This window comes from Streptomyces phaeolivaceus, assembly GCF_009184865.1.
GTDB lineage: Bacteria > Actinomycetota > Actinomycetes > Streptomycetales > Streptomycetaceae > Streptomyces > Streptomyces phaeolivaceus.
In genome coordinates, this window is the sequence record NZ_CP045096.1 from 5,574,067 (window position 1) to 5,596,426 (window position 22,360).

At 70.4% G+C, this 22,360-nt stretch carries 18 protein-coding genes; 8 read left to right on the forward strand and 10 right to left on the reverse strand.

From position 1 onward, the window contains the following. Positions 1-9: 9 nt before the first annotated feature. The 6 genes from F9278_RS26265 to F9278_RS26290 form a co-directional block, all read right to left on the reverse strand. Positions 10-822 (reverse strand): hypothetical protein, encoded by an 813-nt coding sequence (locus F9278_RS26265; RefSeq protein WP_226966961.1) that lies wholly within the window; start codon positions 820-822, stop codon positions 10-12. A gap of 171 nt (positions 823-993) precedes the next feature. Then, positions 994-2,007 carry a Yip1 family protein gene (locus tag F9278_RS26270; protein ID WP_152170507.1) on the reverse strand — a complete coding sequence of 338 codons (1,014 nt, stop codon included), beginning with the start codon at positions 2,005-2,007 and terminating at the stop codon, positions 994-996. A 148-nt stretch (positions 2,008-2,155) separates the two neighbouring features. Further along, positions 2,156-3,634 (reverse strand): FG-GAP-like repeat-containing protein, encoded by a 1,479-nt coding sequence (locus F9278_RS26275; RefSeq protein ID WP_226966962.1) that lies wholly within the window; start codon positions 3,632-3,634, stop codon positions 2,156-2,158. A gap of 132 nt (positions 3,635-3,766) precedes the next feature. Continuing rightward, on the reverse strand, positions 3,767-4,162 hold the full coding sequence (locus F9278_RS26280; RefSeq protein ID WP_152170508.1) for a nuclear transport factor 2 family protein: 396 nt from the start codon (positions 4,160-4,162) through the stop codon (positions 3,767-3,769). A gap of 94 nt (positions 4,163-4,256) precedes the next feature. Then, positions 4,257-7,580, reverse strand: a complete 3,324-nt coding sequence (locus F9278_RS26285; RefSeq protein WP_152170509.1) for an NACHT domain-containing protein — start codon at positions 7,578-7,580, stop codon at positions 4,257-4,259. A gap of 24 nt (positions 7,581-7,604) precedes the next feature. Further along, the gene (locus F9278_RS26290) at positions 7,605-8,003 is read right to left on the reverse strand and encodes an ATP-binding protein (RefSeq protein WP_152170510.1); all 399 of its coding nucleotides are present in this window, start codon (positions 8,001-8,003) and stop codon (positions 7,605-7,607) included. Positions 8,004-8,219: 216 nt separating this feature from the next. Here F9278_RS26290 and F9278_RS26295 point away from each other — a divergent pair, with 216 nt between their 5' ends. Together F9278_RS26295 and F9278_RS26300 are read left to right on the forward strand one after the other, a co-directional pair. Beyond that, positions 8,220-9,050 carry a helix-turn-helix domain-containing protein gene (locus tag F9278_RS26295; RefSeq protein WP_152170511.1) on the forward strand — a complete coding sequence of 277 codons (831 nt, stop codon included), beginning with the start codon at positions 8,220-8,222 and terminating at the stop codon, positions 9,048-9,050. Between the two features lie 11 nt (positions 9,051-9,061). Then, the gene (locus F9278_RS26300; protein ID WP_152170512.1) at positions 9,062-9,259 is read left to right on the forward strand and encodes a DUF397 domain-containing protein; all 198 of its coding nucleotides are present in this window, start codon (positions 9,062-9,064) and stop codon (positions 9,257-9,259) included. On the opposite strand, the gene F9278_RS26305 is transcribed toward F9278_RS26300, so the two are convergent. From F9278_RS26305 to F9278_RS26320, 3 genes are all read right to left on the reverse strand, one after another. After that, entirely contained in the window at positions 9,253-10,629 is a 1,377-nt protein-coding gene (locus F9278_RS26305; RefSeq protein WP_152170513.1) for an FG-GAP and VCBS repeat-containing protein, read from the reverse strand. The genes F9278_RS26300 and F9278_RS26305 overlap by 7 nt on opposite strands. A 47-nt stretch (positions 10,630-10,676) precedes the next feature. Next, the gene (locus F9278_RS46330; protein ID WP_193241639.1) at positions 10,677-12,107 is read right to left on the reverse strand and encodes an FG-GAP and VCBS repeat-containing protein; all 1,431 of its coding nucleotides are present in this window, start codon (positions 12,105-12,107) and stop codon (positions 10,677-10,679) included. A gap of 113 nt (positions 12,108-12,220) precedes the next feature. After that, positions 12,221-13,696 (reverse strand): VCBS repeat-containing protein, encoded by a 1,476-nt coding sequence (locus F9278_RS26320; protein ID WP_152170514.1) that lies wholly within the window; start codon positions 13,694-13,696, stop codon positions 12,221-12,223. 314 nt (positions 13,697-14,010) lie between these two features. On the opposite strand from F9278_RS26320, the gene F9278_RS26325 reads away from it, so the two are divergent. Further along, positions 14,011-14,211 carry a DUF6281 family protein gene (locus tag F9278_RS26325; RefSeq protein WP_152170515.1) on the forward strand — a complete coding sequence of 67 codons (201 nt, stop codon included), beginning with the start codon at positions 14,011-14,013 and terminating at the stop codon, positions 14,209-14,211. A 64-nt stretch (positions 14,212-14,275) separates the two neighbouring features. Here the strand turns inward: F9278_RS26325 and F9278_RS26330 are convergent, their stop codons facing one another. Next, positions 14,276-16,558: a (Fe-S)-binding protein gene (locus F9278_RS26330; RefSeq protein ID WP_152170516.1), complete on the reverse strand. Its 2,283-nt coding sequence runs from the start codon at positions 16,556-16,558 to the stop codon at positions 14,276-14,278. 227 nt (positions 16,559-16,785) lie between these two features. Here F9278_RS26330 and F9278_RS26335 point away from each other — a divergent pair, with 227 nt between their 5' ends. The 5 genes from F9278_RS26335 (at position 16,786) to F9278_RS26355 (ending at position 22,313) form a co-directional block, all read left to right on the forward strand. After that, complete coding sequence (locus F9278_RS26335; protein WP_152170517.1) at positions 16,786-17,901, forward strand: MraY family glycosyltransferase; 1,116 nt, start codon at positions 16,786-16,788, stop codon at positions 17,899-17,901. Between the two features lie 172 nt (positions 17,902-18,073). Continuing rightward, a complete protein-coding gene (gene dnaK / locus F9278_RS26340; RefSeq protein ID WP_152170518.1) occupies positions 18,074-19,927 on the forward strand; it encodes a molecular chaperone DnaK in 1,854 nt (617 codons plus the stop codon). After that, entirely contained in the window at positions 19,924-20,616 is a 693-nt protein-coding gene (gene grpE, locus F9278_RS26345; protein WP_152170519.1) for a nucleotide exchange factor GrpE, read from the forward strand. Before dnaK ends, grpE begins: the two co-directional genes overlap by 4 nt. A gap of 51 nt (positions 20,617-20,667) precedes the next feature. Next, positions 20,668-21,852 carry a molecular chaperone DnaJ gene (gene dnaJ, locus F9278_RS26350; protein WP_152170520.1) on the forward strand — a complete coding sequence of 395 codons (1,185 nt, stop codon included), beginning with the start codon at positions 20,668-20,670 and terminating at the stop codon, positions 21,850-21,852. A gap of 5 nt (positions 21,853-21,857) precedes the next feature. After that, on the forward strand, positions 21,858-22,313 hold the full coding sequence (locus F9278_RS26355; protein WP_152174142.1) for a heat shock protein transcriptional repressor HspR: 456 nt from the start codon (positions 21,858-21,860) through the stop codon (positions 22,311-22,313). The last annotated feature ends 47 nt before the right edge of the window (positions 22,314-22,360 follow it).

Below are 22,360 nucleotides of genomic sequence, written 5' to 3' on the forward strand. Positions count from 1 at the left end.
GAGCAGTGGTCAGTCGGCCGGGAGGGCCCGGACGCCCCACCGCTCGAAGTCGTAGATGGTCTCGTTGACACGGAAGCCGTCGATGGCACCGATCCACATGAAGTCCCGGCCCTTGCCGACGGCGGCGCTGTAGAGGGTCGCCGGGGCGCCGCCGTCCTGCAGTGCTGTCTTCACCGCGGCGAAGGTGCACTGAGCTGCCTGGGTGCAGCCGGTCGCGGTGGCCGCCGCCGCGTTCGTGAGGTACCAGTAGCCGCTCGTGGCGGCGTCGAGGTACGGGCTCCAGCGGTTCGTCACCGGGGAGGCAGGCGGCACCCACACCAGCGTGGAGTAGTTGATGCCGTCGTTCGGGGCGGCCAGGTTCGGGTCGATCTCGAACCTGATGTTCGGCATGTTCGGCTGGCCCCCGCCGTAGCCGACGTTCTCGCCCGTCTGGAACACGTGGAAGCCGACCTCTTGCAGGCCCGCCACCGACTTGCCGTAGAAGTCGATCTCGTTGCCGAAGTCGACCTTCTCGCTGGGGGTGGCCAGGGTGGTGGACTTGTCCGCCACCGCGATACCCAGGCTGCCCCGGCCGTACGGCGGGCGCTGCGCCGCGCTCGGCGCGTCGAACGAGCCGAACGGGCCGTTGCGCAACTCGGCCACGGGCGAGCCGATCGTGTTGCGGGTGATCACACCCCAGTGGTCCGAGGGGCGGGACTGTTGGCCGTTCTCGTCCCCGTGGCCGTCGGCCGACGCGCTGCCGGGGAGGATCGCGGTGGACAGGGCGACGAGCAGTGTGGCCAGGAGCACCGTTCCCCGGCGGATGCCAAAGCGAGCTTTCACACGCACTCCTTGTGGAGGTGTTCAGGGTTCAGGACTCGGTCACGTTATCTGACGGTATGTGAATAAATGATGATGATTCATTGCGAAATCGTGTATTTAGTTCATTTGCGGGCATACGGCAGGGCCCCGGCGCAGCGACTGCGCCGGGGCCCTGCCCTACGAGAGGCTCCCCTAGAACGTGCCCAGCTTGATCAGCGAAAGGATCGCCACCAGCTGGATCGCCGAGGCGCCCAGCGCCTTCGGCCAGGGGAGGTCGTGGGACTTGGAGACCATCAGGGTCAGCAGGGCGCCCGCGGCGACCCAGGTGATCCAGCCGAGGATCTGGACGAACGAGGCGTCGCCGCCCGCGAACATCGCGACCACCAGGCGCGGCGCGTCCGTCAGGGCCATGATCAGCATGGAGAGGCCGACCGTGGGCTGCCAGGCGCCGTCGCCGCCGAGCTGGCGGGCCAGGGTGTGGGTGACCACGCCGAGGACGAAGGTGCTCACCACCATCGTCACGGCCGTGACCAGGACGATCGGCACGGCGTTCGAGAGCGTCGCGTTGATCGCGTCCTCGCGGGCGCCGTCGAACCCGAAGACGGCCAGCAGGCCGTACAGGAACGACACGATCAGGGCCGGGCCCCACACCGAGTGGTCGCGCATCACCAGGAACGTCTGGTTCGGGCTGGTGACGATGCCCTTGAGGAGCGCCTTCCAGGGCAGCCGCGGGCCGATCGGGGCCGCCGGGGCGTTGCCCGCGCGGTAGGTGTCGCCCTGCTGGTACGGGTCCTCGCCGACGGCGAACATCTGCGTGTGCCCCGGGTTGTTGGCCGCGTACGGGTCCACGCCGCCGTGCGGTTGCCCGCCGTCGTCGCCGAAGTACTCCGGCTCGCCGTGGTCGCCCTGGCCCCCGTAACCGCCGCGGTGCCCGCCGCCGTGCGTCTGCGGCCAGCCGCCCTGACCGCCGCCCCGGGCACCGCCGTACGGCGGCCCGGGGGGCGTCTGGGGGTAGCCGTACGACGGGCCGCCGGCCTGCGGGGCCTGCTGTCCGTACGGAGGGTTGTGCGGTCGCGCTTGAGGAGCGCCGTTGTCCCGGCCGCGTCCGATCCTGAATCCAGCCACGTCATCGAACGTACCTGGTCCCGGGCGACCGCGTGCCGGGCCGGGGGCAACCGGCCCGGCTTTGCGGCCGAGCTGTGACATCCCCTAAGGGATCGTCAGGGGCGGGTGAGGGGCGGCCGAGGGGTCCACCGGGGGACGCGTTCCCGCAGGCCCGCACGGGTCTCGGCGTGAGGCACAGTGGCTGCTCAGTGGCTGCTCAGTGGCTGCTCAGTGGCTGCTCGGCGGCTGCTCAGTGACTGCTCAGGTACCTGCCGTACGACAGTGCCGACGACGGGGACGGCAGGCCCAGCTTCTTCGGGGTGAGGGCGACGGAGCCGGTGACGGAGGTCTTCGGGAAGACCCAGACGCCGCCCGACTTCGCGTTCTCGCCCGGGGCGCCGACGGCCGTGTCCGGGGTGCCGTCCTTGTCGTAGTCGCCGGTGGCGACGGCCGTGCCGAAGGCGTCGTTCGTCTCCGCGACACCGGGGACGCGGGGGCGGTCCTGGTGGTAGGGGACGGAGGTCGCCTCGCCGTACTTGTCGACGAGGCCGCCGGCGTGTCCCAGCAGCAACGTGGCCGCGCCCGCCGCCCTGCGGGTGCCGATGGCCTCGCCGGGGGCGCCCGCGACCAGGTCGTCACGGCCGTCGCGGTTCCAGTCCAGTACGGCGAGGGAGGCGCCGAAGCGGTCGCCGTCCTCGGCGACGCCGTACACGCCGACCGTGTCCTGGTTGAGGGTCTGGGAGCGCAGACCGAAGGAGCCCTTCGCGTCGCCGTACTCGATGTGGATGCCGCCGCCCTTGGCGTACGACTCCGGGCCGCACGGGTCGTCGATGTTCTCGTCGGCGATCTCCCGGCACTCACCGAGGGCCAGGTCGTCCAGGCCGTCGCCGTCGAAGTCGCCGACGGCGAGCGCGGAGGCGGCGCCGTTGTCGGAGTTCCAGGTGTTGGCCATCCGGCGTTCGGCCTCGTCCCACGTCCACAGCCGTACGTGCGACTGGGTGGAGGGGGCGTTGATCGTGTGGTAGGCGAGGGCGAGGTCGTCCGTGCCGTCGGCGGTGAAGTCGCCGGTGGCCAGGAGCGGGGCCCGGCCGCCCATCGGGGTGGCGAGGACGGTGGTGACGACGAGGTTCTCGCCGTTGTCCACGGCCGCGCGCATGACGACCTTGTCCCGGCCGCCGATCACGAGGTCCCGGCCGCCGTCGCCGGTCAGGTCGGCCGCCGCGACCGACCAGCCGTACGCCGACCTCGCCGAGGGGCCGAGCAGGGCGTTGGATCCCGGGCCGGTGCCGTGCTTCGCGCCGCCTACGACGACCACCGCGCCCGCGTCCGCGCCGCGGCCGTCGACGTCCTCGCCGGGCGCGCCGACGATCAGCTCCGCGAGTCCGTCGCCGCTCAGGTCCCGCAGCAGGACGGACGCGCCGAAGCGGTCGCCCGCCTCCGGGCTGCCGGGGACCTCGGCGGTGGCCTGGCTGACGCGGATGCTCCCGTACCGGCCGAGGCCCTTGGCCCCGCCCCAGACGAGGTTCACATAGCCGGCCTTCGCCTTGCCGCTCACGGTCCCGTCGGGGACGCCGACGGCCAGGTCCGCGTAGCCGTCGCCGTTGAAGTCGCTGGTCAGGGGGGTGGTGTCGGCGGCGGGCCGGGCGGTCGCCGGGTGCGGGACGAGGGCCAGCGCGAGTGCTGCCGTGGCCGCGGTGGTGGCGGCCAGGGCGTACGTCCGTCTGTGCACGGGGGGCTCCAGGTGATGGCCGGATATCGGGGTGGGTGCTGGCTGGTTCACCTGTGTGACACCTGGAGGCCTCGTGGGGTTGTGCGGGCGGGGTCGGGGACCGGGACCGGGGTCGGGACCGAGAGCCGAGGGCTACGACCAGAACTCGCTCTCCTTGTCCAGGTCCTCCTGGCACTCGTCGATGTCCGTCATCCTGTCGCCGACGATCCGGAAGACGAGGCAGCCGTTCTGCTCGATCCGCCTGCCGCCCCGCTCGGCGGTGTACCGGTGCACGGAGACCGCGTGGCCCCGGCCGTCCACGCAGATGTGGCTGAGGTCGACGCTGAAGGTTCCGCCGGTCTCCTCGAAGAGCCGCTGGTAGAGGCCGATGATCGAGTCCTGGCCCTTGTAGTCGCCGGACAGGAGGTGGCTGCCGGGGACGTGGTGGGTGCAGTCCGAGGCCATCAGGCCGCGGAGGGTGTCCATGTCGCCCCGGGAGAAGGCTTCGTAGCCCTTGCGGACGAGCGCTGCGTTCGGGTGTTCGGTCATGGGGATCGCCGGCCTTTCCGGGTTCTGTAAGTAATCTTCCTTTTGTTCGATTATCGTCCCGGTTGGGGTGCTTCGCAGGCTGGCCAGGGCGAGGTCAGGGCTGGGTGCGGGCCAGGAGGAGGAGCTGGTTGGAGGTCGGTTGGCCCACGGCGTGGGGGTCGAGCGCGGCCAGGCTCTGCCATGCGAGCCGCAGGGCTTGCACGGCTTCCTCGTCGGTGCGGCGTGCTCGCAGGAAGGCGATGGTGGCGAGCAGGGCTGAGCGGACGCAGGCCAGCGTCCGACGGCCTGAGGGAGACCTCCGGTCACGCATCGAGGTGAGAAGTGCGACCGCCCTGTCCAGAATGACCAGCGCCGAAGCGGGCCGGTCGCTGCTGTACTGAGTCGCCCGCAGGCGCAAGCCGAGTGCGCGGAGGTAGGTGGCCGGATCCTCCGGTGGATTCGGCGACGGCATCGCGGGGGCATCGGTCGCCATGGCTGTGAGGAAGTCGTCGAGACTCGCGAGGCCCCAGTCCCGTCCGGGGACGCGATCCCGTCCGGGGACGCGATCCTGTTCGGAGCGGCGGTACCACCAGGCGTCGGCCAGAGCGGAGAACGCGATGGATGCGAGGCTCAGCTCCCCGGTGGCGGGGTCGTCGTCGAGGCTGAACGTCAGGTCGAGGGTGGAGGAGAGGCTGAAGGGATCGTCGACGTCGGAGAAGACGCGGTGGAGGGGCGGGATGTTGTTCAGCCCGAGATCGAGGGCGCCGTCGAGATTGACGGCGAGGGGGAACGCGGCCTCGACCGCCAGGGGGAGGTCGAGGTGCGGTACGAAGGTGCCGTTGGGGCCGCGGCTGAGGCCCGGGTCGAGTTCCAGGGCGCGAGCCAGGGCGTCGTCGTAGGCCTGGGCGAGGGCGATGGTGAGCGCGCCCCTCTGGGCGTGGATGGTGGGGCCGGAGCTGACCCCCCGGGCCACCGCGTTGGCGAGGTCTGGAGCGACGGCGAAGGCGGGTTCGACGGCGTGGATCAGATTGAGAGCCTGGGCGAGTGCTTTGTGGATGTCCAGAGGGCTGGGCCCGCGGAGAGCCGGGAGGGAGTCGCCCCGGACGCTCAGGTGGGCTCGGGCGTGGTCCAGGGCCAGGGCGAGGGTGAGCAGGAGAGGAAGCTCCAGCGGTGCCAGGTCGGGGGAGCCGGGGATGTCCTCGGCATGGGTGATCCCGGTGAGGAGGACCCTGGTCCAGGTTTCGATGTGGGTGCGCTGCCCGGCCGGGATCGCCAGGAGCCGGATGAAGGGCATGAGGCTCTGGCGGTCGGCGACCGGGAGCAAGCGAGGTGACTCAGGGCTGGCACGGTAGGGCCAAGGGGCTCTGTCAGGCTGGTGGAGGACGGTGCGCTCGGCGTGCCGGGCCCAGAAGGTGTGGCGGGCCAGGGCGACGGACGTGGCCGTGGCGGGGCCGTGTAGTTCTTCCGGTGTGGGCAGCCGGTAGCCGGTGTCCCCGGTGACGGTGTTGAGCCAGGCGACGAAGCGTTCGGCGTCGCCCGCCTGCATGCCCACCACGGACCGGTTGTCGGCCTGGAGCGCGTCTGTGGCAATGCGGTTGTCATGGTGGCGTCCGTCCGCCCTCTCCTCCCGGACAAACTGCCGGTACACACCTTGGGGAACGGGCCGTGCGCACAGGGCCGTGGTGTCGTTGATCCGGATCGTCTCTCTCAGGCTTCTGGTGGCCAGAACTCCGACGAGAAGGCGCCGCCGGGCGGCGTCCGTGGGGTCTGTGGGGTCGTCCGCCTGCGCGGTCGCGATCTCGTCGACGCGTTCTCGGACGTCCGGGTCGACAGTCCTGGCCTGGTCGACGCAGTCGAAGGCCAGCGCCAGGGCGGGAACGGTGTTGCGGTCCAGGCAGGCGGTGATGACAGCGGTGGCGTCGTTGGAGGCAGACCAGAGGAGGATGGTCTCGCGCCACCAGGGGTCGTCGACATGGGTCGTCAGTGCGGTGGCGTCGGTCCGCGAGCCGCTGAGCTGGGCCGCCGCCAGGTACTCCTGCAGGGTCAGGTGGGCGAAGCCGTACACGCCGTGTTCGCGTTCGACGAGCAGGCCGCTCTTGCGTGCCTCGGTCAGGAACACCTCCGCGGTCACCGTGCCGGGGACCTGGCGCAGCGGTCGGCGGATCGCCGTGGCCGCGTCACGCACCGGCCAGTCCCGGACCCGGGCCCTCATCATGGCCAGCGCCAGGTGCTGCGCGACATGCTGCTTGTGGGTGCCGCCGAGGCCGGTGGCGTCGGTCAGGCCGCGGGCCTCGGCGCGGCGGTGGAGCAGTACGTCGCACATCTCCGCGTACAACTCGGCTCGACTGCCCGGTAGTTGGCCACGGTAGCGATGGACGTTCGCGGTCATGGTCAGCAACAGCGGGTTGGCCGCCAGGTCGTACAGCGCCGGTTGACCGCGCAGCCGGGTCAGCAGGTCGGCGGCGTTCCTGTCCGCGATGGCGCGTATCTCCCGTTCCGTGCCCTGCCGGGCCCGGCTCTCCGTCGCGAACGACCACTGCCGCAGGAAGAGTTCGATCTGCCGCCAGGTGAAGCGCCGTACCTGGAGCACCTCCGCTCCCGGCAGCGGATTCGTCTCGTAGCCGTGCGGGCGGGACGTCACCACGTAGACGTTGTCGGGATGGCGCTGGATCTGGCGGGCGACCCAGGCCACGACCCGGTCGCGGTCCGCCCGGTCGGCGACCTCGTCCAGTCCGTCCAGGAGTACGACACAGCCGCCGCGGTCGAGTCGTCGGTCCAGCCAGCGTGCCGAGACCTTGCCCTCGATCCAGCCGGCCGAGACCGCCACCGTGCCGAGCGTGGGAGGCTCGTCGGCCAGCAGAGTGGCGGCGTGGTCGCGGAGGTACAGCAGCACCGGCAGTCGGCGCCTCCGCGGCCGCCAGCGGTGTTCGCACAGCCCAAGGGCCGTGTTGCGGGCCAGCGTCGTCTTGCCGGAGCCCGGGCCGCCGATCACCGCCAGCACCCGGGACGCCGCATCGCGTTCGGCGTCCCGGAGCACCGACTCCAGGCTTCGGCGTTCCCCGCCGGACACCGAACCCAGATACGGCTCCCGCGTGGCGTTGTGCAGGGGCTGGGGTGCGACGCTGACGTCCACGTACACCTGGCGCATCCGGAACACGAACTCGCTCTGCGTCGCGATGCCGACCGTCTCCATGTCCCGGACGCTGGCGTGGAGTTGGCGGAGGTAGACCCGGCGACCGCCGTGTGGGGTGGCGTCGCCCGTGGCGGCGGGGAGGGCCGCCTCCGAGAGCAGCAGGCTCAGGACGCCGAAGCCGAAGGCGGCGTACATCCAGGTCCAGCTGAGTCTGCCGTCGTTCAGCACCTGGTTCGTCGCCACGCCGAACGAGAGCAACAGCCCTGCGCCGCCCAGGATTCGGAGCACCTTGCGTACTCCCGTCATCCCCACCCCCGTGTTGCTCGGTCGTCAGTCCGGTTTCGTCTCCGTACCCAGTTCACACCAGATGTACTTGCCGTCCGTCCCGTTCACCGTGAACCACCCCCAGTCGTCCGCGTAGGCCTCGACGAGGTGGAGGCCTCGGCCGGAGGTGCCCGTCTCGGTGGGGGTGGTGGCCTTCGGGGGTGTCGGGTCCGTGTCCCAGGCGCCGAGGCGGAAGGAGTGGCCGGACTGGCGGAGCTTCAGGGCCGCCGGGCCGGTGGTGTGGAGGAGGGCGTTGGTGAGGAGTTCGGAGGCCAGCAGCTCCGCCGGTTCGAGGAGGGCGGGGAGGGTGTGGGTGGTGAGGATGTCGCGGAGCGTGCGGCGGCTGATGGCCACGGCTCGGGGGTCGTGGGGGATGTAGAGGGTGTACTCCCAGGCGTCGGGCATGGGGGGCTCCCGGTGAGGCGTACGGAGGGGTGGGGGCGCTGGGGTGGCGGGCGGTGGCTCTGTCGCCGCCGCCGTGGCAGGGCGGGGCGGTGCGCTTCCGGGGTCCCGGAGTTCCGCAGCGTGTGCGTCGCGTCACTGAATGTAGGGGTGAATACTCACCCCGGTCAAGCGGGACTGGGATACTGGTGCCTCCAACTGTCGGGAGGGAAGGGCCACATGCCGGCCAGGAGCATCGTCACCGCACGCCAGGCGCGGCTGGGCGCCGAGCTGCGCAAGCTGCGGGAACGGAGGGGCCAGTCGATCCGGGAGGCGTCGGATGCCATGGGGATCGCGCAGAGCAAGATCTCCATGATGGAGTCGGGCAATGTCGGAGTGAGTGCCGAGCGCGTGCGGTACCTGGCCGGGCAGTACGCCTGTGACGACGCCGCCCTCGTCGAGGCCTTGGTGGCCATGGCGACCGAGCGCGGGCGGGGCTGGTGGGAGGAGTACCGGGGGCGTGTGCCGTCGGGGTATCTCGATCTGGCGGAGCTGGAACACCACGCCGCTCACCTGACCAACTTCGAGTGCGTGCACATTCCCGGGCTGCTCCAGACCGAGGGGCAGGTGCGGGCGATCTTCGAGGGCTCGGTGCCGAGGCTTTCGGAGGAGGGGCTGGAGACTCGGGTGGAGTTCAGGTTGCGTCGGCAGCGGGCTCTGGAGGGTGTCCGGTACCTGGCGTTGGTGCATGAGGCGGCGCTGCGGATCAGGGTGGCCGACCGGAAGGTGGCCAGGGAGCAGCTGTCGTATCTGTTGGAGAGCGAAGTCGTGGTGCGTGTCGTGCCGTTCGACGTGGACGGCTTCGCCGGGGTGGTCGATCCGGTGGTGTACGCGGGCGGTCCGGTTCCGCTGCTCGACACCGCCATGGTGGACAGCCAGCACGGCAGTGCTTTCCTGGACGCGGAGGCTCAGCTCGTGCGATACCGGGAGGTGCTGCGCAAGGTGGAGGCGGCGGCGTTGGAGGTCGTAGAGTCCCGGGAGTTGATCCACCGACTCGTACGAGAATGCTGAGGGGTCAGGGCATGGCGGACGGCATGGTGTGGCGGAAGTCCTCGTTCTCCAGCGGCGGTGATGCGGCCAACTGCCTTGAGATCGCCGCCCATCGCGAAGTCCTCCACCTCCGCGAAAGCGAAGAGCCCGGCCGGGTGGTGCGCTCCACCCCCGCCGGGCTCGCCGCCCTCATACGTGCGATACGTGAGACACGCACGCCGCGTTACTGAAGCATCCCCCCGATGATGTCCCCGTTCACCGACTCCGTGCCCGTCGTCGTCGCGCCCTTCGACGAACCCCGCAGCAGCAGCGAGCCGTTGTACCCCGCGACGTACAGGTCCGCGTGGCCGTCGCGGTCGGTGTCGCGGAGGCGGACCGTGTGGCCGAGGGATTCGTCGGCCAAGGGGCCGGGGACGCCGGGGCTGTTGCGGGCGAACCACTGGGAACCCTTGCCCGTGAGGCCCGACTTGGTGCCGTAGAGGACGTGGACGCCGCCGGCGTACTCCTGCGTGCCGATCTTCTCGCCGTACGCGCCGACCGCAAGGTCGCGGTAGCCGTCGCCGTTCACGTCACCGGCGGAGACCGACGCGCCGAACCAGTCGTCCCGCTCCGCGCCGCCCGCGACCCCGGCGGAGTTCTGGGTGAAGCGGGCGCTCGTCGACGGGCCGGACGAGCCGCCGTACCACACCGACACGCGGCCCTTGCCCCGGTCGTGGATCTCGGTGCCGATGGCGATGTCGCCGTAGCCGTCCTTGTCGAAGTCGGCGATGACGCCGTCGCCGCCGCGTACGGCCTGGCCGCCGTTGCCGTTCTGGCGCTCCAGGCGCAGCGTCTTGCCCGGGTACAGCTTGGCCTTGCCGCCCTTGACGAACCAGGCGTCGGAGGCGATGTACGTGTCGCTGACGACGTCGGCGATGACCACGAGGTCGGTCTTGCCGTCCTTGTCGACCTTGCCGGCGATCAGGGCGGTGGCCCAGAAGGACGCGTTCTCCTTGTCCAGGACGGTGACCGAGCCCTTCACCCCCGACTTCGTGATCGCGCCTCGGTAGACGTACGCCTTGCTGTCGCGGACGAGGGCCAGGTCCTGGTGGCCGTCGCCGTTGAAGTCGCCGGTGGCGAGGTCGGCGGCGCGGCCGGAGACGCCCTTCGGGCCCTTGAACGGGACGGTCGTGCCGCCCGACAGGCCCTTCGCCGAGCCCCAGAGGACGGTGACCGTGCCCTTGTCCTTGTATGTGCCGACGTTCTCGCCGTTGGCGGAGACGGCGAGGTCGCCGTACCCGTCCTTGTCGAAGTCCGCGGCCGTGCGCACCTCACCGAAGAAGTCGTTCGCCTCGTCGGCGCCGGGGACGCCCGCGCTCGCCTGGTCGATGAACTGCGTCTTCGTACCAGGGCCGTTCGCCGTGCCGAAGGTGACCAGGATGCCGCCGCCCTTGCTGGCGTCCTCCGGGCCGTAGGAGTAGACCGCGTAGTCGCGGTGACCGTCGCCGTTGAAGTCGTCCGCGTACTTGGCGGGCGCGGCGGCGGCGGGCGTGGCCAGGGCGAGCGGGGTCAGGCCGGAGGCGAGGAGGCCTGCGGCCAGGAGGAGGGGGCGAGTGCGCAAAGCGGCTCCAGGGAGGGGGTGAGGGGGAGGAGGCGTACGTCGGCGTGTCAGCCCGCGAGTACGTCCCCGAAGTACGCGTCGCCCGAAGGGCCGCCCACGGTCGTGCCGTTGAAGGACTTCGCGCCGGTGCCCGTGACACCGGACCTGCCGGACTTCAGGGTCCAGACGGCACCGTCGGCGGAGTTCTCGGCGTAGGCGCCCGCGACCAGTTCCGCGTAGCCGTCGCCGTTGCTGTCGGTGAGGCGGACGGCCGCGCCGAAGTAGTCGTACGACTCCGCCGCGCCGGGGACGCCCGAGGTGTTCTGCGAGTAGGACTTGGCGCCGCTGCCGGTGAGGCCGGACTTCGCACCGCGCAGGACGACGACGGCACCGGCGTGCTGCTTCCCGCCGACGGTCTTCTGGGGGACGCCGACCGCGATGTCGGTGTACCCGTCGCGGTTGACGTCTCCCGCGGACAGGCTCCAGCCGAACCTGTCGTTCCGCGTCGCGGTGCCGGGCACGCCCGCGGTGTTCTGGCCGATCCGGACCGGGGTGCGGGAGCTGATGCCGGTGGCGCTGCCGTAGGTGACCGTGATCGCGCCGCCGAGGCCGCCGTTCGGCTCGTCGGTCGACTTCTCCATGAAGTTGCCGGTGACGATGTCGCCCCGGCCGTCCTTGTTCACATCGGCGATGACGGCGTCGTAGCCGCCGGCGACCTTGGGGCCCGCCTTGAGGCCGGAGGCGGAGCCCTTGTAGAGGACGCTGCGCGTGCGGTAGCCGTTCTTGATCTCCTGCTGGCCCATGACCAGCAGATCCGTCGTACCGTCGCCGGTGACGTCGCCCGCGACGATCTTGTCGGTGTTGATGCCGGTCTGCTCGTACGTGTCGATGCCGACGAGTCCCGTCGCCTTGCCGGTGCGGGAGATCGGGCCCTTGAAGATGTTCAGCCCGGGGAACGCGAGGTTGGCGGCGGCCAGGTCGGTGTCGCCGTCGCCGTCGAAGTCACCGGTGGCCACGGACCAGCCCAGCTCGTTGCGGTTCTCGGGGAGGGGCGAGGTGATGTCGGTCGCCGTCTTGATACCGCTCGCGCCGCCCCACAGGACGGTCAGGGCGCCCGAATCGCCGGACGAGCCGAGGCTGCGGCCGTGCGCGCCCACGATCAGGTCCGTGTAGCCGTCGCCGTCGAGGTCGCCCGTGGTCAGCCGGTCGCCGAAGTAGCCGGACGACTGCGGGGAGCCGGGCACACCGGCCGTGGCCTGGCTGATGATCTGGCGCTTGGCCGTGCCGAGGCCCTTCGCGGTGCCGTAGACGACCGCGACATAACCGGCCCCCTTCTTGCCGGAGACCTTGGCGATGGGAGCGGCGATCGCGAGATCGCGGTGGCCGTCGCCGTTGAAGTCGCCGGAGAGACCGGAGGGCGCCGCCACGGCGGTGGCCGGGAGCGCGGTGAGCAGGCCGGTGGTGAGGGCGGCGGTCAGGAGGAGGGAGCGAGTGCGCAAGGCGGACTCCAGAAACGAGGAGAGGGAGGAGGGGGCGCGTGGCGCGCGGACGGGGCCCGCAGCTTGTCGGCTGCGGGCCCCCTCCACAGGCTGTGGAGTACGTCGGTCCGTGCTCAGTTGGCCGCGTTCGCGCCGAACACCGGCTGGCCGGACGTGGAGACGCCGACCGCGGACGGGGCGAGGGAGCGCGAGCCGGTCGTGGTGATCTTCGTGCCGTTGGAGGGCAGATAGACCACGGAGCCGTTGAAGTCGTTCTCGCCGTACGCCCCGGCCGTCAGGTCGGCCTTGCCGTCGCCGGTGACGTCGGTGAGCTTGACGTCGCTGCCGAAGAGGTCGTCCTTCTCGTCCGAGCCGGGGACACCGGCCGTGGACTGCGCGAAGTACTGGTAGCCGGAAGTGGTGTTCAGGCCCGACTCGGTGCCGTACAGGATGGTCAGGGCGCCCGCGTTGACGACACCGCCGAGGTTCTCGCCGGGGGCGCCGGCCACCAGGTCGGTCATTCCGTCGCCGTTGATGTCGCCGAGGGACAGCTCGCTGCCGAACCAGTCGCCGCGCTCGGAGGAACCCGGCACGTTGCCGCTGTTCTGCGTCACCGCGACCGTGCTGCCCGGCCCGTCGGCGGTGCCGTGGACGACGTGCACCTTGCCGCCGGTGGACGACTCGGGCACGGAGGGCTGGCTGCCGTCCTTCGACGGGTCCCAGTCCTGGCCGGTGACGATGTCGCCGAAGCCGTCGCCGTTGATGTCGCCGATGCCGGTGATGATGCCGCGCTTCAGCTCCTGGGCCCCGGACGCGCTCAGACCGGAGGCGGTGCCGGGCACGTACCAGTTGGTGTTGTAGTGGTAACTGCCGTCGGTCTCGTAGCCGTTGACGACGATGTCGGTGCGGGTGTCGCCGTTGACGTCGCCCGCGGAGAGCACCAGCGTGCCGGTGCCGTTGCCGGAGAGGATGTCGGTGGTGAAGCTGTAGCGGCCCGCGGCCGTACCCGACTTGCCGATGCCGCCCTCGAAGACGTACACCCGGTTCGACGAGGAGCCGACCGCGAGGTCCTCCTTGCCGTCGCCGTCGAAGTCGCCGGAGGCCAGCGCGGTGCCCCAGTAGTCGTGCGAGGAGACCGCCGGGTCCTTGACGGTGGTGGCGCCGGACAGGCCCTTCGCCGAGCCCCAGACGATGAGGACCGTGCCGCCGTCGGTGTCGCCGTCGACGTCCTCGGCCTGCGCGGACACGGCCAGGTCGTCGAAGCCGTCGTCGTTGTAGTCGCCGTACGCGCTGACCCAGCCGAAGGCGTCGTTCTTCTCCGCGCTGCCGGGTACGCCGGTGGTGTTCTGGCTGATGGTGGTGCGCTTCGACGAGGTCACTCCGCTCGCCGAGCCGTACAGGGCGACGATCTGACCGGCGCCGCTCTTGCCGCCCACGGTGGCGTTGCCCGCCGAGTACGCGACGTCGCCGAAGCCGTCGCCGTTGAAGTCGGCCACCGGCTGGTGGACCGAGTCGGCCGCCGTCGCCGTCACGGCCGAGAAGGTGAGCAGACCGCCGGTCAGCGCGACCGCGGAGGCCGTCGCGAGGGCGAGTCGCAGGTGCTTGTGCATGCGGGAATCTCCTGCTGCATGCGGGACGCCTGGCAGACGTCCGCGTCGATGGGGTGCCCGTCCCGCCCCGTTCGCCCGGAGTTCTCCAGGGCGTGGGGCGGCGTTGGCTAACAGGAGACCGACGAGGTGGCGGGAGGGTTGTACGTGAGTTCGAAGAATTTCTGGGGCGGGTGAGGCGGGTGAGGCGGGTGAGACGGGTGGGGCGGGGTTCGCTCGTCGGACAGCGACTGTTCGAACGTTCTCCGGGGGCCGTGCGTCTGCGGTGCGAGACATCGATGGACGAGTTCGAGGAGACACGACGATGAGCGGTACCCGTGCACGGAGCGCCCTGGCCCGGCGAGGCCGACGCGACGGCTGAGCCGGCCACCTTCCCGGCGTACGCGGTCAAGGGGCTGGACCCGGCCGACGCCATCGCGATCCGTCTCTACGCCGACGAGGAGCCGTTCTTCATGGTGCGCATGGACGGCGACCTGCCGCCGGAGGTCGAGAAGCTGATCCCGGCCGGGGAGCGCTGACACGGCGACGCCCCCGGTCCGGAGGGGACCAGGGGCGTCGAACGGCCGTTGTGCCGGGCCGGGGTCACTTCACCGGCTGGGTCTCCGGCTCGCTCTCCGCCTCCGCCGTGCCGGCCGGGGGCTCCCCCTCGTCCGGCACGGGCGTCTTGACGGACTCCAGCAGCAGCTGGGCGACGTCGACGACCGTGATGGACTCCTTGGCCTTGCCGTCGTTCTTCTTGCCGTTCACGGAGTCCGTGAGCATGACCAGGCAGAACGGGCAGGCGGTGGAGACGATGTCCGGGTTCAGCGAGAGCGCCTCGTCGACGCGCTCGTTGTTGATGCGCTTGCCGATGCGCTCCTCCATCCACATCCGCGCGCCGCCGGCGCCGCAGCAGAAGCCGCGTTCCTTGTGGCGGTGCATCTCCTGCTGGCGCAGGCCCGGGACGGCGGACATGATCTCGCGCGGGGGCGTGTAGATCTTGTTGTGGCGGCCCAGGTAGCAGGGGTCGTGGTAGGTGATGAGGCCCTCGACGGGGGTCACCGGGATCAGCTTGCCCTCGTCGATGAGGTGCTGGAGCAGCTGGGTGTGGTGGATGACCTCGTAGTCGCCGCCGAGCTGCGGGTACTCGTTGCCGAGGGTGTTGAGGCAGTGCGGGCAGGTGGCGACGATCTTCTTGGCCGACTTCGGCTTCTTGGTGCTCTCGTCCTCGTCGTCCTCGCCGAACGCCATGTTCAGCGCGGCGACGTTCTCCATGCCGAGCTCCTGGAACAGGGGCTCGTTGCCGAGGCGGCGGGCGGAGTCACCGGTGCACTTCTCGTCGCCGCCCATGATGGCGAACGTGACGCCCGCCATGTGGAGCAGCTCCGCGAAGGCCTTGGTGGTCTTCTTGGCGCGGTCCTCCAGGGCGCCGGCGCAGCCGACCCAGTACAGGTACTCGACCTCGGTGAGGTCCTCGATGTCCTTGCCGACGACCGGGACCTCGAACTCGACCTCCTTGAGCCACTCCAGGCGCTGCTTCTTCGCCAGGCCCCAGGGGTTGCCCTTCTTCTCCAGGTTCTTGAGCATCGTGCCCGCCTCGGACGGGAACGCGGACTCGATCATCACCTGGTAGCGGCGCATGTCGACGATGTGGTCGACGTGCTCGATGTCGACCGGGCACTGCTCGACACAGGCGCCGCAGGTGGTGCAGGACCACAGGACGTCCGGGTCGATGACGCCGTTCTCCTCGACCGTCCCGATCAGCGGGCGCTCGGCCTCGGCGAGGGCGGAAGCGGGCACTGAGGCGAGCTGCTCCTCGGAGGCCTTCTCCTCGCCCTCCATCGACTTGCCGCCGCCCGCCAGCAGGTAGGGGGCCTTGGCGTGCGCGTGGTCGCGCAGCGACATGATCAGCAGCTTCGGGGAGAGCGGCTTGCCGGTGTTCCAGGCCGGGCACTGCGACTGGCAGCGACCGCACTCGGTGCAGGTGGAGAAGTCGAGGATGCCCTTCCAGGAGAACTGCTCGACCTGGGAGACACCGAAGACGTCGTCGTCACCGGGGTCGGTGAAGTCGATCGCCTTCCCGCCGGACGTCATGGGCTGGAGGCCGCCCAGCGCGGTGGCGCCGTCCGCGTTCCGCTTGAACCAGATGTTCGGGAAGCCGAGGAAACGGTGCCAGGCGACACCCATGTTGGTGTTCAGGGACACCGTGATCATCCAGATCAGCGACACACCGATCTTGATCATCGCGGTGAAGTACACCAGCGTCTGCAGGGTGCTCGGGTCCAGGTCCCGGAAGGCCACGACCAGCGGGTACGAGGCGAAGTACCCGGCCTCGTAGTGGTCCACGTGGTGGATCGCGCCCTCAAGACCGCGCAGCGTGTAGATCGCGAGGCCGATGGTGAGGATGACGTACTCGACGAAGTACGCCTGCCAGGCCTTGGAGCCCGCGAAACGCGACTTGCGGCCCGCCCGGGAGGGAAGGTTGAGCAGCCGGATGGCGATCAGCACGAGGATGCCGAGGATCGTCATCACGCCGATGAACTCGATGTACATCTCGAACGGCAGGAAGCCGCCGATCACCGGCAGCGTCCAGTCCGCCTGGAACAGCTGGCCGTACGCCTGGGCGAGCGTCGGCGGCAGCGTCAGGAAGCCGATCGCGACGAACCAGTGTGCGAAACCGACGATCCCCCACCGGTTCATCCGGGTGTGGCCGAGGAACTCCTTGACCAGGGTGATCGTGCGCGCCTTCGGATCGTCGGTGCGGCTGCCCGCCGGCACCGGCTGACCGAGCTTCACGAACCGGTAGATCTGCGCCACGGCCCGCGAGATCAGCGCTACGCCGACCACGGTCAGGACCAGCGACACGATGATCGCGGCGAGTTGCATTTCGGGGCTCCTCGGGCCTGCGAGGGGTCTGATCAAATTACTAATCGGTAACTTATGCCGTTCTTTGAGCGTACCCGCATCTGTTGCCGCACTGTAGCCAGGGCGTCGGTGATCTGCGTCGCTGAGGGTTGCCTGACCGCGACCGTGTCGGGGCGGGGTGAAGGTGCTGTTTCAAAACGATCGTGTTATTCATCAGAAATTGTGACATTCGCGCCTAACTTGGATCCGTGCTGTACGGAATCCTCGCCGCCGCCTCCGCCCTGTTGCTGACCGCCGTGCTCTCGGCGACCGTCCGTGTGCCCGCGCTGCGGCTGGGGATCGCCGAGCGGCGCCGGGGGCGACGGGTGCCGTCGCTCGGCGGAGTCGCGGTGCTGGCCGGGGTGGGTGCCGTGGCCTGGGTGGGGGAGTGGAGCGGTGTCGCCCCGCTGGGGGAGGAGGCCGGACGGCTGATCGTCGTGGGGGCCGGGCTCGGGGTGCTCGGGCTGGTCGGTGATGTGTGGCGGCTGCCGGCGGTCGTGGGGGCCGCGGGGGTGGTGGTTGCCGCCGCGCTGGTCGTGCCGTACCGCGATCTGGGTGTCCTGGGCGGGGTGGCGGGCGTCTTCTGGATCGCCCTCGTGGTGCACGGGTTCAAGGGGATGGCCCGTTCGGACGGGGTGCTCGGGGTGGTCGGTGCGGTCACCGCGTTCGCGCTGAGCGGGTGTGCGGCGGCCGAGGTCATGGACGGCCTGGCCACGCTGTTCAGCGTGCTGGCCGCCGCGCTCACCGGGTTCCTGATGCACAACTGGCCGCCCGCGCGGATCGTGCTCGGCACCTGCGGGGCGCTGTTCGTGGGGTTCGTGCTCGCGGGCGGTGTGCTCCATGTGTACGCCGTCGGGTACGGCGCCGGGGTCGGGGCGCCCTTCGCCCTCACCGCCGTGGCGACCGCCGATGTCGTCCTCGCCCTGGTCTCGCGCAGGCGCGCGGGGCGGGAGCTGTGGCGGGGCGGGCCCGACCATCTCGCGCACCGGCTGCGGCGGATCGGGCTCACACCGCCGGGGGTGGTGGTCGTGCTGGGGGTCTGCGCGGCGGGCTCCACGGGGGTCGGCCTGGCCGTCCACATGCTGTGGACGGAACCGCGCTTCGCGTGGTGGGTGGCGGGGGCGACCGCGGTGGTGGTCCTGGCGATGGTCTTCGTGCCGGTGGGTCCGCCCCGGCCCGCGCCCGCCGCCGCGCGGCCCGTCCCCACGGGGGTCCACCGCCCCCGGCCCATCCCGGGCGGACGTGCCCCCGGGCCGCCGTCCCGACCCCGGCGACTGCGTGAGCAGGAGGCCGCGGAGCTGGGGCGGCGGGGGTGGGCGGGGTAGGGCGAGGTAGGGCGATGCCCTCCCTCGTGCCCGTATTTCCCCAGTTCAGGCCGCACTTGCCTGTAAGCAAAACATAAGAGTTGAGCCTCCTCGACTCAGCTCTGTTGACCCATCGGGGGCCGTCATGCACACTTGAGTCCGTTCCACTCAAGTCATTGCTGGAGGAATTGAAATGGCACGTGCGGTCGGCATCGACCTGGGCACGACTAACTCCGTCGTCAGCGTTCTTGAAGGCGGCGAGCCCACCGTCATCACCAACGCAGAGGGCGCCAGGACCACGCCGTCCGTCGTCGCCTTCGCCAAGAACGGCGAGGTGCTCGTCGGCGAGGTCGCCAAGCGCCAGGCGGTCACGAACGTGGACCGGACCATCCGGTCCGTCAAGCGTCACATGGGTACGGACTGGAAGATCGAGCTCGACGGGAAGCACTTCAACCCGCAGCAGATGAGCGCGTTCATCCTGCAGAAGCTGAAGCGCGACGCCGAGGCGTACCTGGGCGAGAAGGTCGCGGACGCGGTCATCACCGTCCCGGCGTACTTCAACGACTCGGAGCGGCAGGCCACCAAGGAGGCCGGTGAGATCGCGGGCCTCAACGTCCTGCGCATCGTCAACGAGCCCACCGCCGCCGCCCTCGCGTACGGCCTGGACAAGGACGACCAGACGATCCTCGTCTTCGACCTCGGTGGCGGCACCTTCGACGTGTCGCTCCTGGAGATCGGTGACGGCGTCGTCGAGGTGAAGGCCACCAACGGCGACAACCACCTCGGTGGTGACGACTGGGACCAGCGTGTCGTCGACTACCTGGTGCAGCAGTTCCGCGCCGGCCACGGTGTGGACCTCGCCAAGGACAAGATGGCGCTGCAGCGTCTGCGCGAGGCCGCCGAGAAGGCGAAGATCGAGCTGTCCTCGTCCACCGAGACCTCGATCAACCTCCCCTACATCACGGCCTCCGCCGAGGGCCCGCTGCACCTGGACGAGAAGCTCACCCGGGCCCAGTTCCAGCAGCTGACGGCCGACCTGCTGGAGCGCTGCAAGACGCCGTTCCACAACGTCATCAAGGACGCCGGGATCGCCCTGAGCGAGATCGACCACGTCGTTCTCGTCGGCGGCTCCACCCGTATGCCGGCCGTCGCCGAGCTGGTCAAGGAGCTGACCGGCGGCAACGAGGCCAACAAGGGTGTGAACCCGGACGAGGTCGTCGCCATCGGCGCCGCCCTCCAGGCCGGTGTCCTCAAGGGCGAGGTCAAGGACGTCCTGCTCCTCGACGTCACCCCGCTGTCCCTCGGTATCGAGACCAAGGGCGGCATCATGACCAAGCTCATCGAGCGGAACACGACGATCCCGACCAAGCGGTCCGAGATCTTCACCACCGCCGAGGACAACCAGCCGTCCGTGCAGATCCAGGTCTACCAGGGCGAGCGCGAGATCGCGGCGTACAACAAGAAGCTCGGGATGTTCGAGCTGACCGGTCTGCCGCCCGCCCCGCGCGGTGTCCCGCAGATCGAGGTCGCCTTCGACATCGACGCCAACGGCATCATGCACGTGACCGCGAAGGACCTGGGCACGGGCAAGGAGCAGAAGATGACCGTCACCGGCGGCTCCTCGCTGCCGAAGGACGAGGTCGACCGGATGCGCCAGGAGGCCGAGAAGTACGCGGAGGAGGACCACGCCCGCCGCGAGGCCGCCGAGAGCCGTAACCAGGGCGAGCAGCTCGTCTACCAGACCGAGAAGTTCCTCAAGGACAACGAGGACAAGGTCCCCGGTGACATCAAGACCGAGGTCGAGGCCGCGGTCGAGGAGCTGAAGGCCACGCTGAAGGGCGAGGACACCGCCGAGATCCGCACGGCCACCGAGAAGGTCGCGGCCGTCTCGCAGAAGCTCGGCCAGGCGCTGTACGCGGACGCCCAGGCCGCGCAGGCCGCGGGCGGCGAGGCCGGCCCCGCCGCCGGTGACACCAAGGCCGACGACGACGTCGTGGACGCCGAGATCGTCGACGAGGACCGTGAGCGCAAGGACGGTGCCGCGTGACGGAGGAGACCCCGGGCTTCGACGAGCAGCAGCCGCAAGGTCAGCCGCAACAGCCCGACGTCCCCTCCGGCTCGAACGACGCCGAGCCGAAGGCCGCCCCCCAGGAGGGGGCGGCCCCGGCCGGGGACGCGGCAGCGGCGGACCGGGTGGCCGGTCTGACGGCAGAGCTGGACCAGGTGCGTACGGCGCTCGGTGAGCGCACCACGGACCTCCAGCGGCTCCAGGCCGAGTACCAGAACTACCGTCGCCGGGTCGAGCGCGACCGGATCACGGTCAAGGAGATCGCCATCGCGAACCTCCTGACCGAACTCCTGCCGGTGCTCGACGACATCGGCCGCGCGCGGGAGCACAGCGAACTCGTCGGCGGCTTCAAGTCCGTCGCGGAGTCGCTGGAGACCGTCGCGGCGAAGATGGGCCTGCAGCAGTTCGGCAAGGAGGGCGAGCCCTTCGACCCGACGATCCACGAGGCCCTGATGCACAGCTACGCGCCCGACGTCACCGAGACGACGTGCGTGGCGATTCTCCAGCCGGGGTATCGCATCGGCGAACGCACCATCCGCCCCGCGCGGGTGGCCGTGGCCGAGCCCCAGCCGGGGGCGCAGGCCGTCAAGGCCGAGGGCTCCGACGAGCAGGCGGCCGGTGCCTCCGGTGCCGACGACAAGGAGAGCGGTGGCCCGGACGAGGGCTGACGCCAGGGGCCGGGACGGTGTGCAGGGTGAGTGGAAGGAGGGACGTCGCGGATGAGTACCAAGGACTTCATCGAGAAGGACTACTACAAGGTCCTCGGCGTCCCCAGGGACGCCACCGAGGCCGAGATCAAGAAGGCGTACCGCAAGCTCGCCCGTGAGTTCCACCCGGACGCCAACAAGGGGAACACCAAGGCCGAGGAGCGCTTCAAGGAGATCTCCGAGGCCAACGACATCCTCGGTGACCCCAAGAAACGCAAGGAGTACGACGAGGCCCGCGCCCTCTTCGGCAACGGCGGCTTCCGCCCCGGACCCGGCGCCGGCGGCGGCTCGTTCAACTTCGACCTGGGCGACCTCTTCGGAGGCGGCGCCCAGGGCGGCGGCGGCCAGGGCGCGGGCGGCTTCGGCGGGGGCATCGGCGATGTCTTCGGCGGACTGTTCAACCGCGGCAGCTCCGGCACCACCCGGGTGCAGCCCCGGCGCGGCCAGGACATCGAGTCCGAGGTCACGCTGAGCTTCACCGAGGCCATCGAGGGCGCGACCGTACCGCTGCGGATGTCCTCGCAGTCGCCCTGCAAGGCCTGTTCGGGCACCGGCGACGCCAACGGCACCCCCCGGGTGTGCCCGACGTGCGTCGGTACCGGCCAGGTCGCGCGGGGCTCCGGCGGCGGTTTCTCGCTGACCGACCCCTGCCCGGACTGCAAGGGCCGGGGCCTGATCGCCGAGGACCCCTGCGACATCTGCAAGGGTTCGGGCCGCGCCAAGTCGTCCCGGACCATGCAGGTCAGGATCCCGGCGGGCGTCTCCGACGGCCAGCGGATCCGGTTGCGCGGCAAGGGAGCGCCCGGTGAACGGGGCGGCCCGGCGGGCGACCTGTACGTCGTCGTGCATGTCGATCCGCACCCGGTGTTCGGTCGCAAGGAGGACAACCTCACGGTGACCGTCCCGGTGACGTTCACCGAGGCGGCCCTCGGTGGCGAGGTCCGGGTCCCGACCCTGGGCGGACCGCCGGTCACCCTGAAACTGCCTCCGGGCACCCCCAACGGCCGTACGATGCGGGCCCGGGGCAAGGGCGCCTTCCGCAAGGACGGCACCCGCGGGGACCTGCTGATCACGGTCGAGGTGAGTGTTCCGAACGACCTGTCGGGGAAGGCTCGTGACGCGCTGGAGGCGTATCGCGAGGCGACCGCGGGCGAGGACCCGCGAGCGGAGCTGTTCCAGGCCGCGAAGGGAGCATGAATGTGATGGACGGCCGCCGACGAAACCCTTACGAGCTGACGGAAGAGACACCGGTGTACGTCATCTCGGTGGCCGCCCAGCTCTCCGGTCTGCACCCGCAGACCCTGCGTCAGTACGACCGGCTGGGGCTGGTCTCCCCGGACCGCACCGCCGGGCGCGGCCGTCGCTACTCGGCCCGTGACATCGAACTGCTGCGTACGGTCCAGCAGTTGTCGCAGGACGAGGGCATCAACCTGGCCGGCATCAAGCGCATCATCGAGCTGGAGAACCAGGTCGCCGCCCTCCAGTCGAGGGTCGCCGAGATGGAGGCCGCGCTCGACGGCGCCGCCGCGGCCATGCGCCAGCGCGAGGCCGCGGTCCACGCCTCCTACCGGCGCGACCTGGTGCCGTATCAGGAAGTGCAGCAGAGCAGCGCGTTGGTGGTGTGGCGGCCGAAGGGACGCCAGGCGTCCGCGGACTGACGTCGTCGGCCGACGGTTCGTCAAGTACGGCCAGGGGCCCGGAGGTT

Excerpts from the sequence above, each read along its gene's own strand:
- F9278_RS26270 (WP_152170507.1), bottom strand. The coding sequence starts at position 2,007 with ATGTCACAGCTCGGCCGCAAAGCCGGGCCGGTTGCCCCCGGCCCGGCA.
- F9278_RS26280 (WP_152170508.1), bottom strand. The coding sequence starts at position 4,162 with ATGACCGAACACCCGAACGCAGCGCTCGTCCGCAAGGGCTACGAAGCC.
- F9278_RS26285 (WP_152170509.1), bottom strand. The coding sequence starts at position 7,580 with ATGACGGGAGTACGCAAGGTGCTCCGAATCCTGGGCGGCGCAGGGCTG.
- F9278_RS26290 (WP_152170510.1), bottom strand. The coding sequence starts at position 8,003 with ATGCCCGACGCCTGGGAGTACACCCTCTACATCCCCCACGACCCCCGA.
- F9278_RS26295 (WP_152170511.1), top strand. The coding sequence starts at position 8,220 with ATGCCGGCCAGGAGCATCGTCACCGCACGCCAGGCGCGGCTGGGCGCC.
- F9278_RS26300 (WP_152170512.1), top strand. The coding sequence starts at position 9,062 with ATGGCGGACGGCATGGTGTGGCGGAAGTCCTCGTTCTCCAGCGGCGGT.
- F9278_RS26320 (WP_152170514.1), bottom strand. The coding sequence starts at position 13,696 with ATGCACAAGCACCTGCGACTCGCCCTCGCGACGGCCTCCGCGGTCGCG.
- F9278_RS26330 (WP_152170516.1), bottom strand. The coding sequence starts at position 16,558 with ATGCAACTCGCCGCGATCATCGTGTCGCTGGTCCTGACCGTGGTCGGC.
- dnaK (WP_152170518.1), top strand. The coding sequence starts at position 18,074 with ATGGCACGTGCGGTCGGCATCGACCTGGGCACGACTAACTCCGTCGTC.
- dnaJ (WP_152170520.1), top strand. The coding sequence starts at position 20,668 with ATGAGTACCAAGGACTTCATCGAGAAGGACTACTACAAGGTCCTCGGC.
- F9278_RS26355 (WP_152174142.1), top strand. The coding sequence starts at position 21,858 with ATGGACGGCCGCCGACGAAACCCTTACGAGCTGACGGAAGAGACACCG.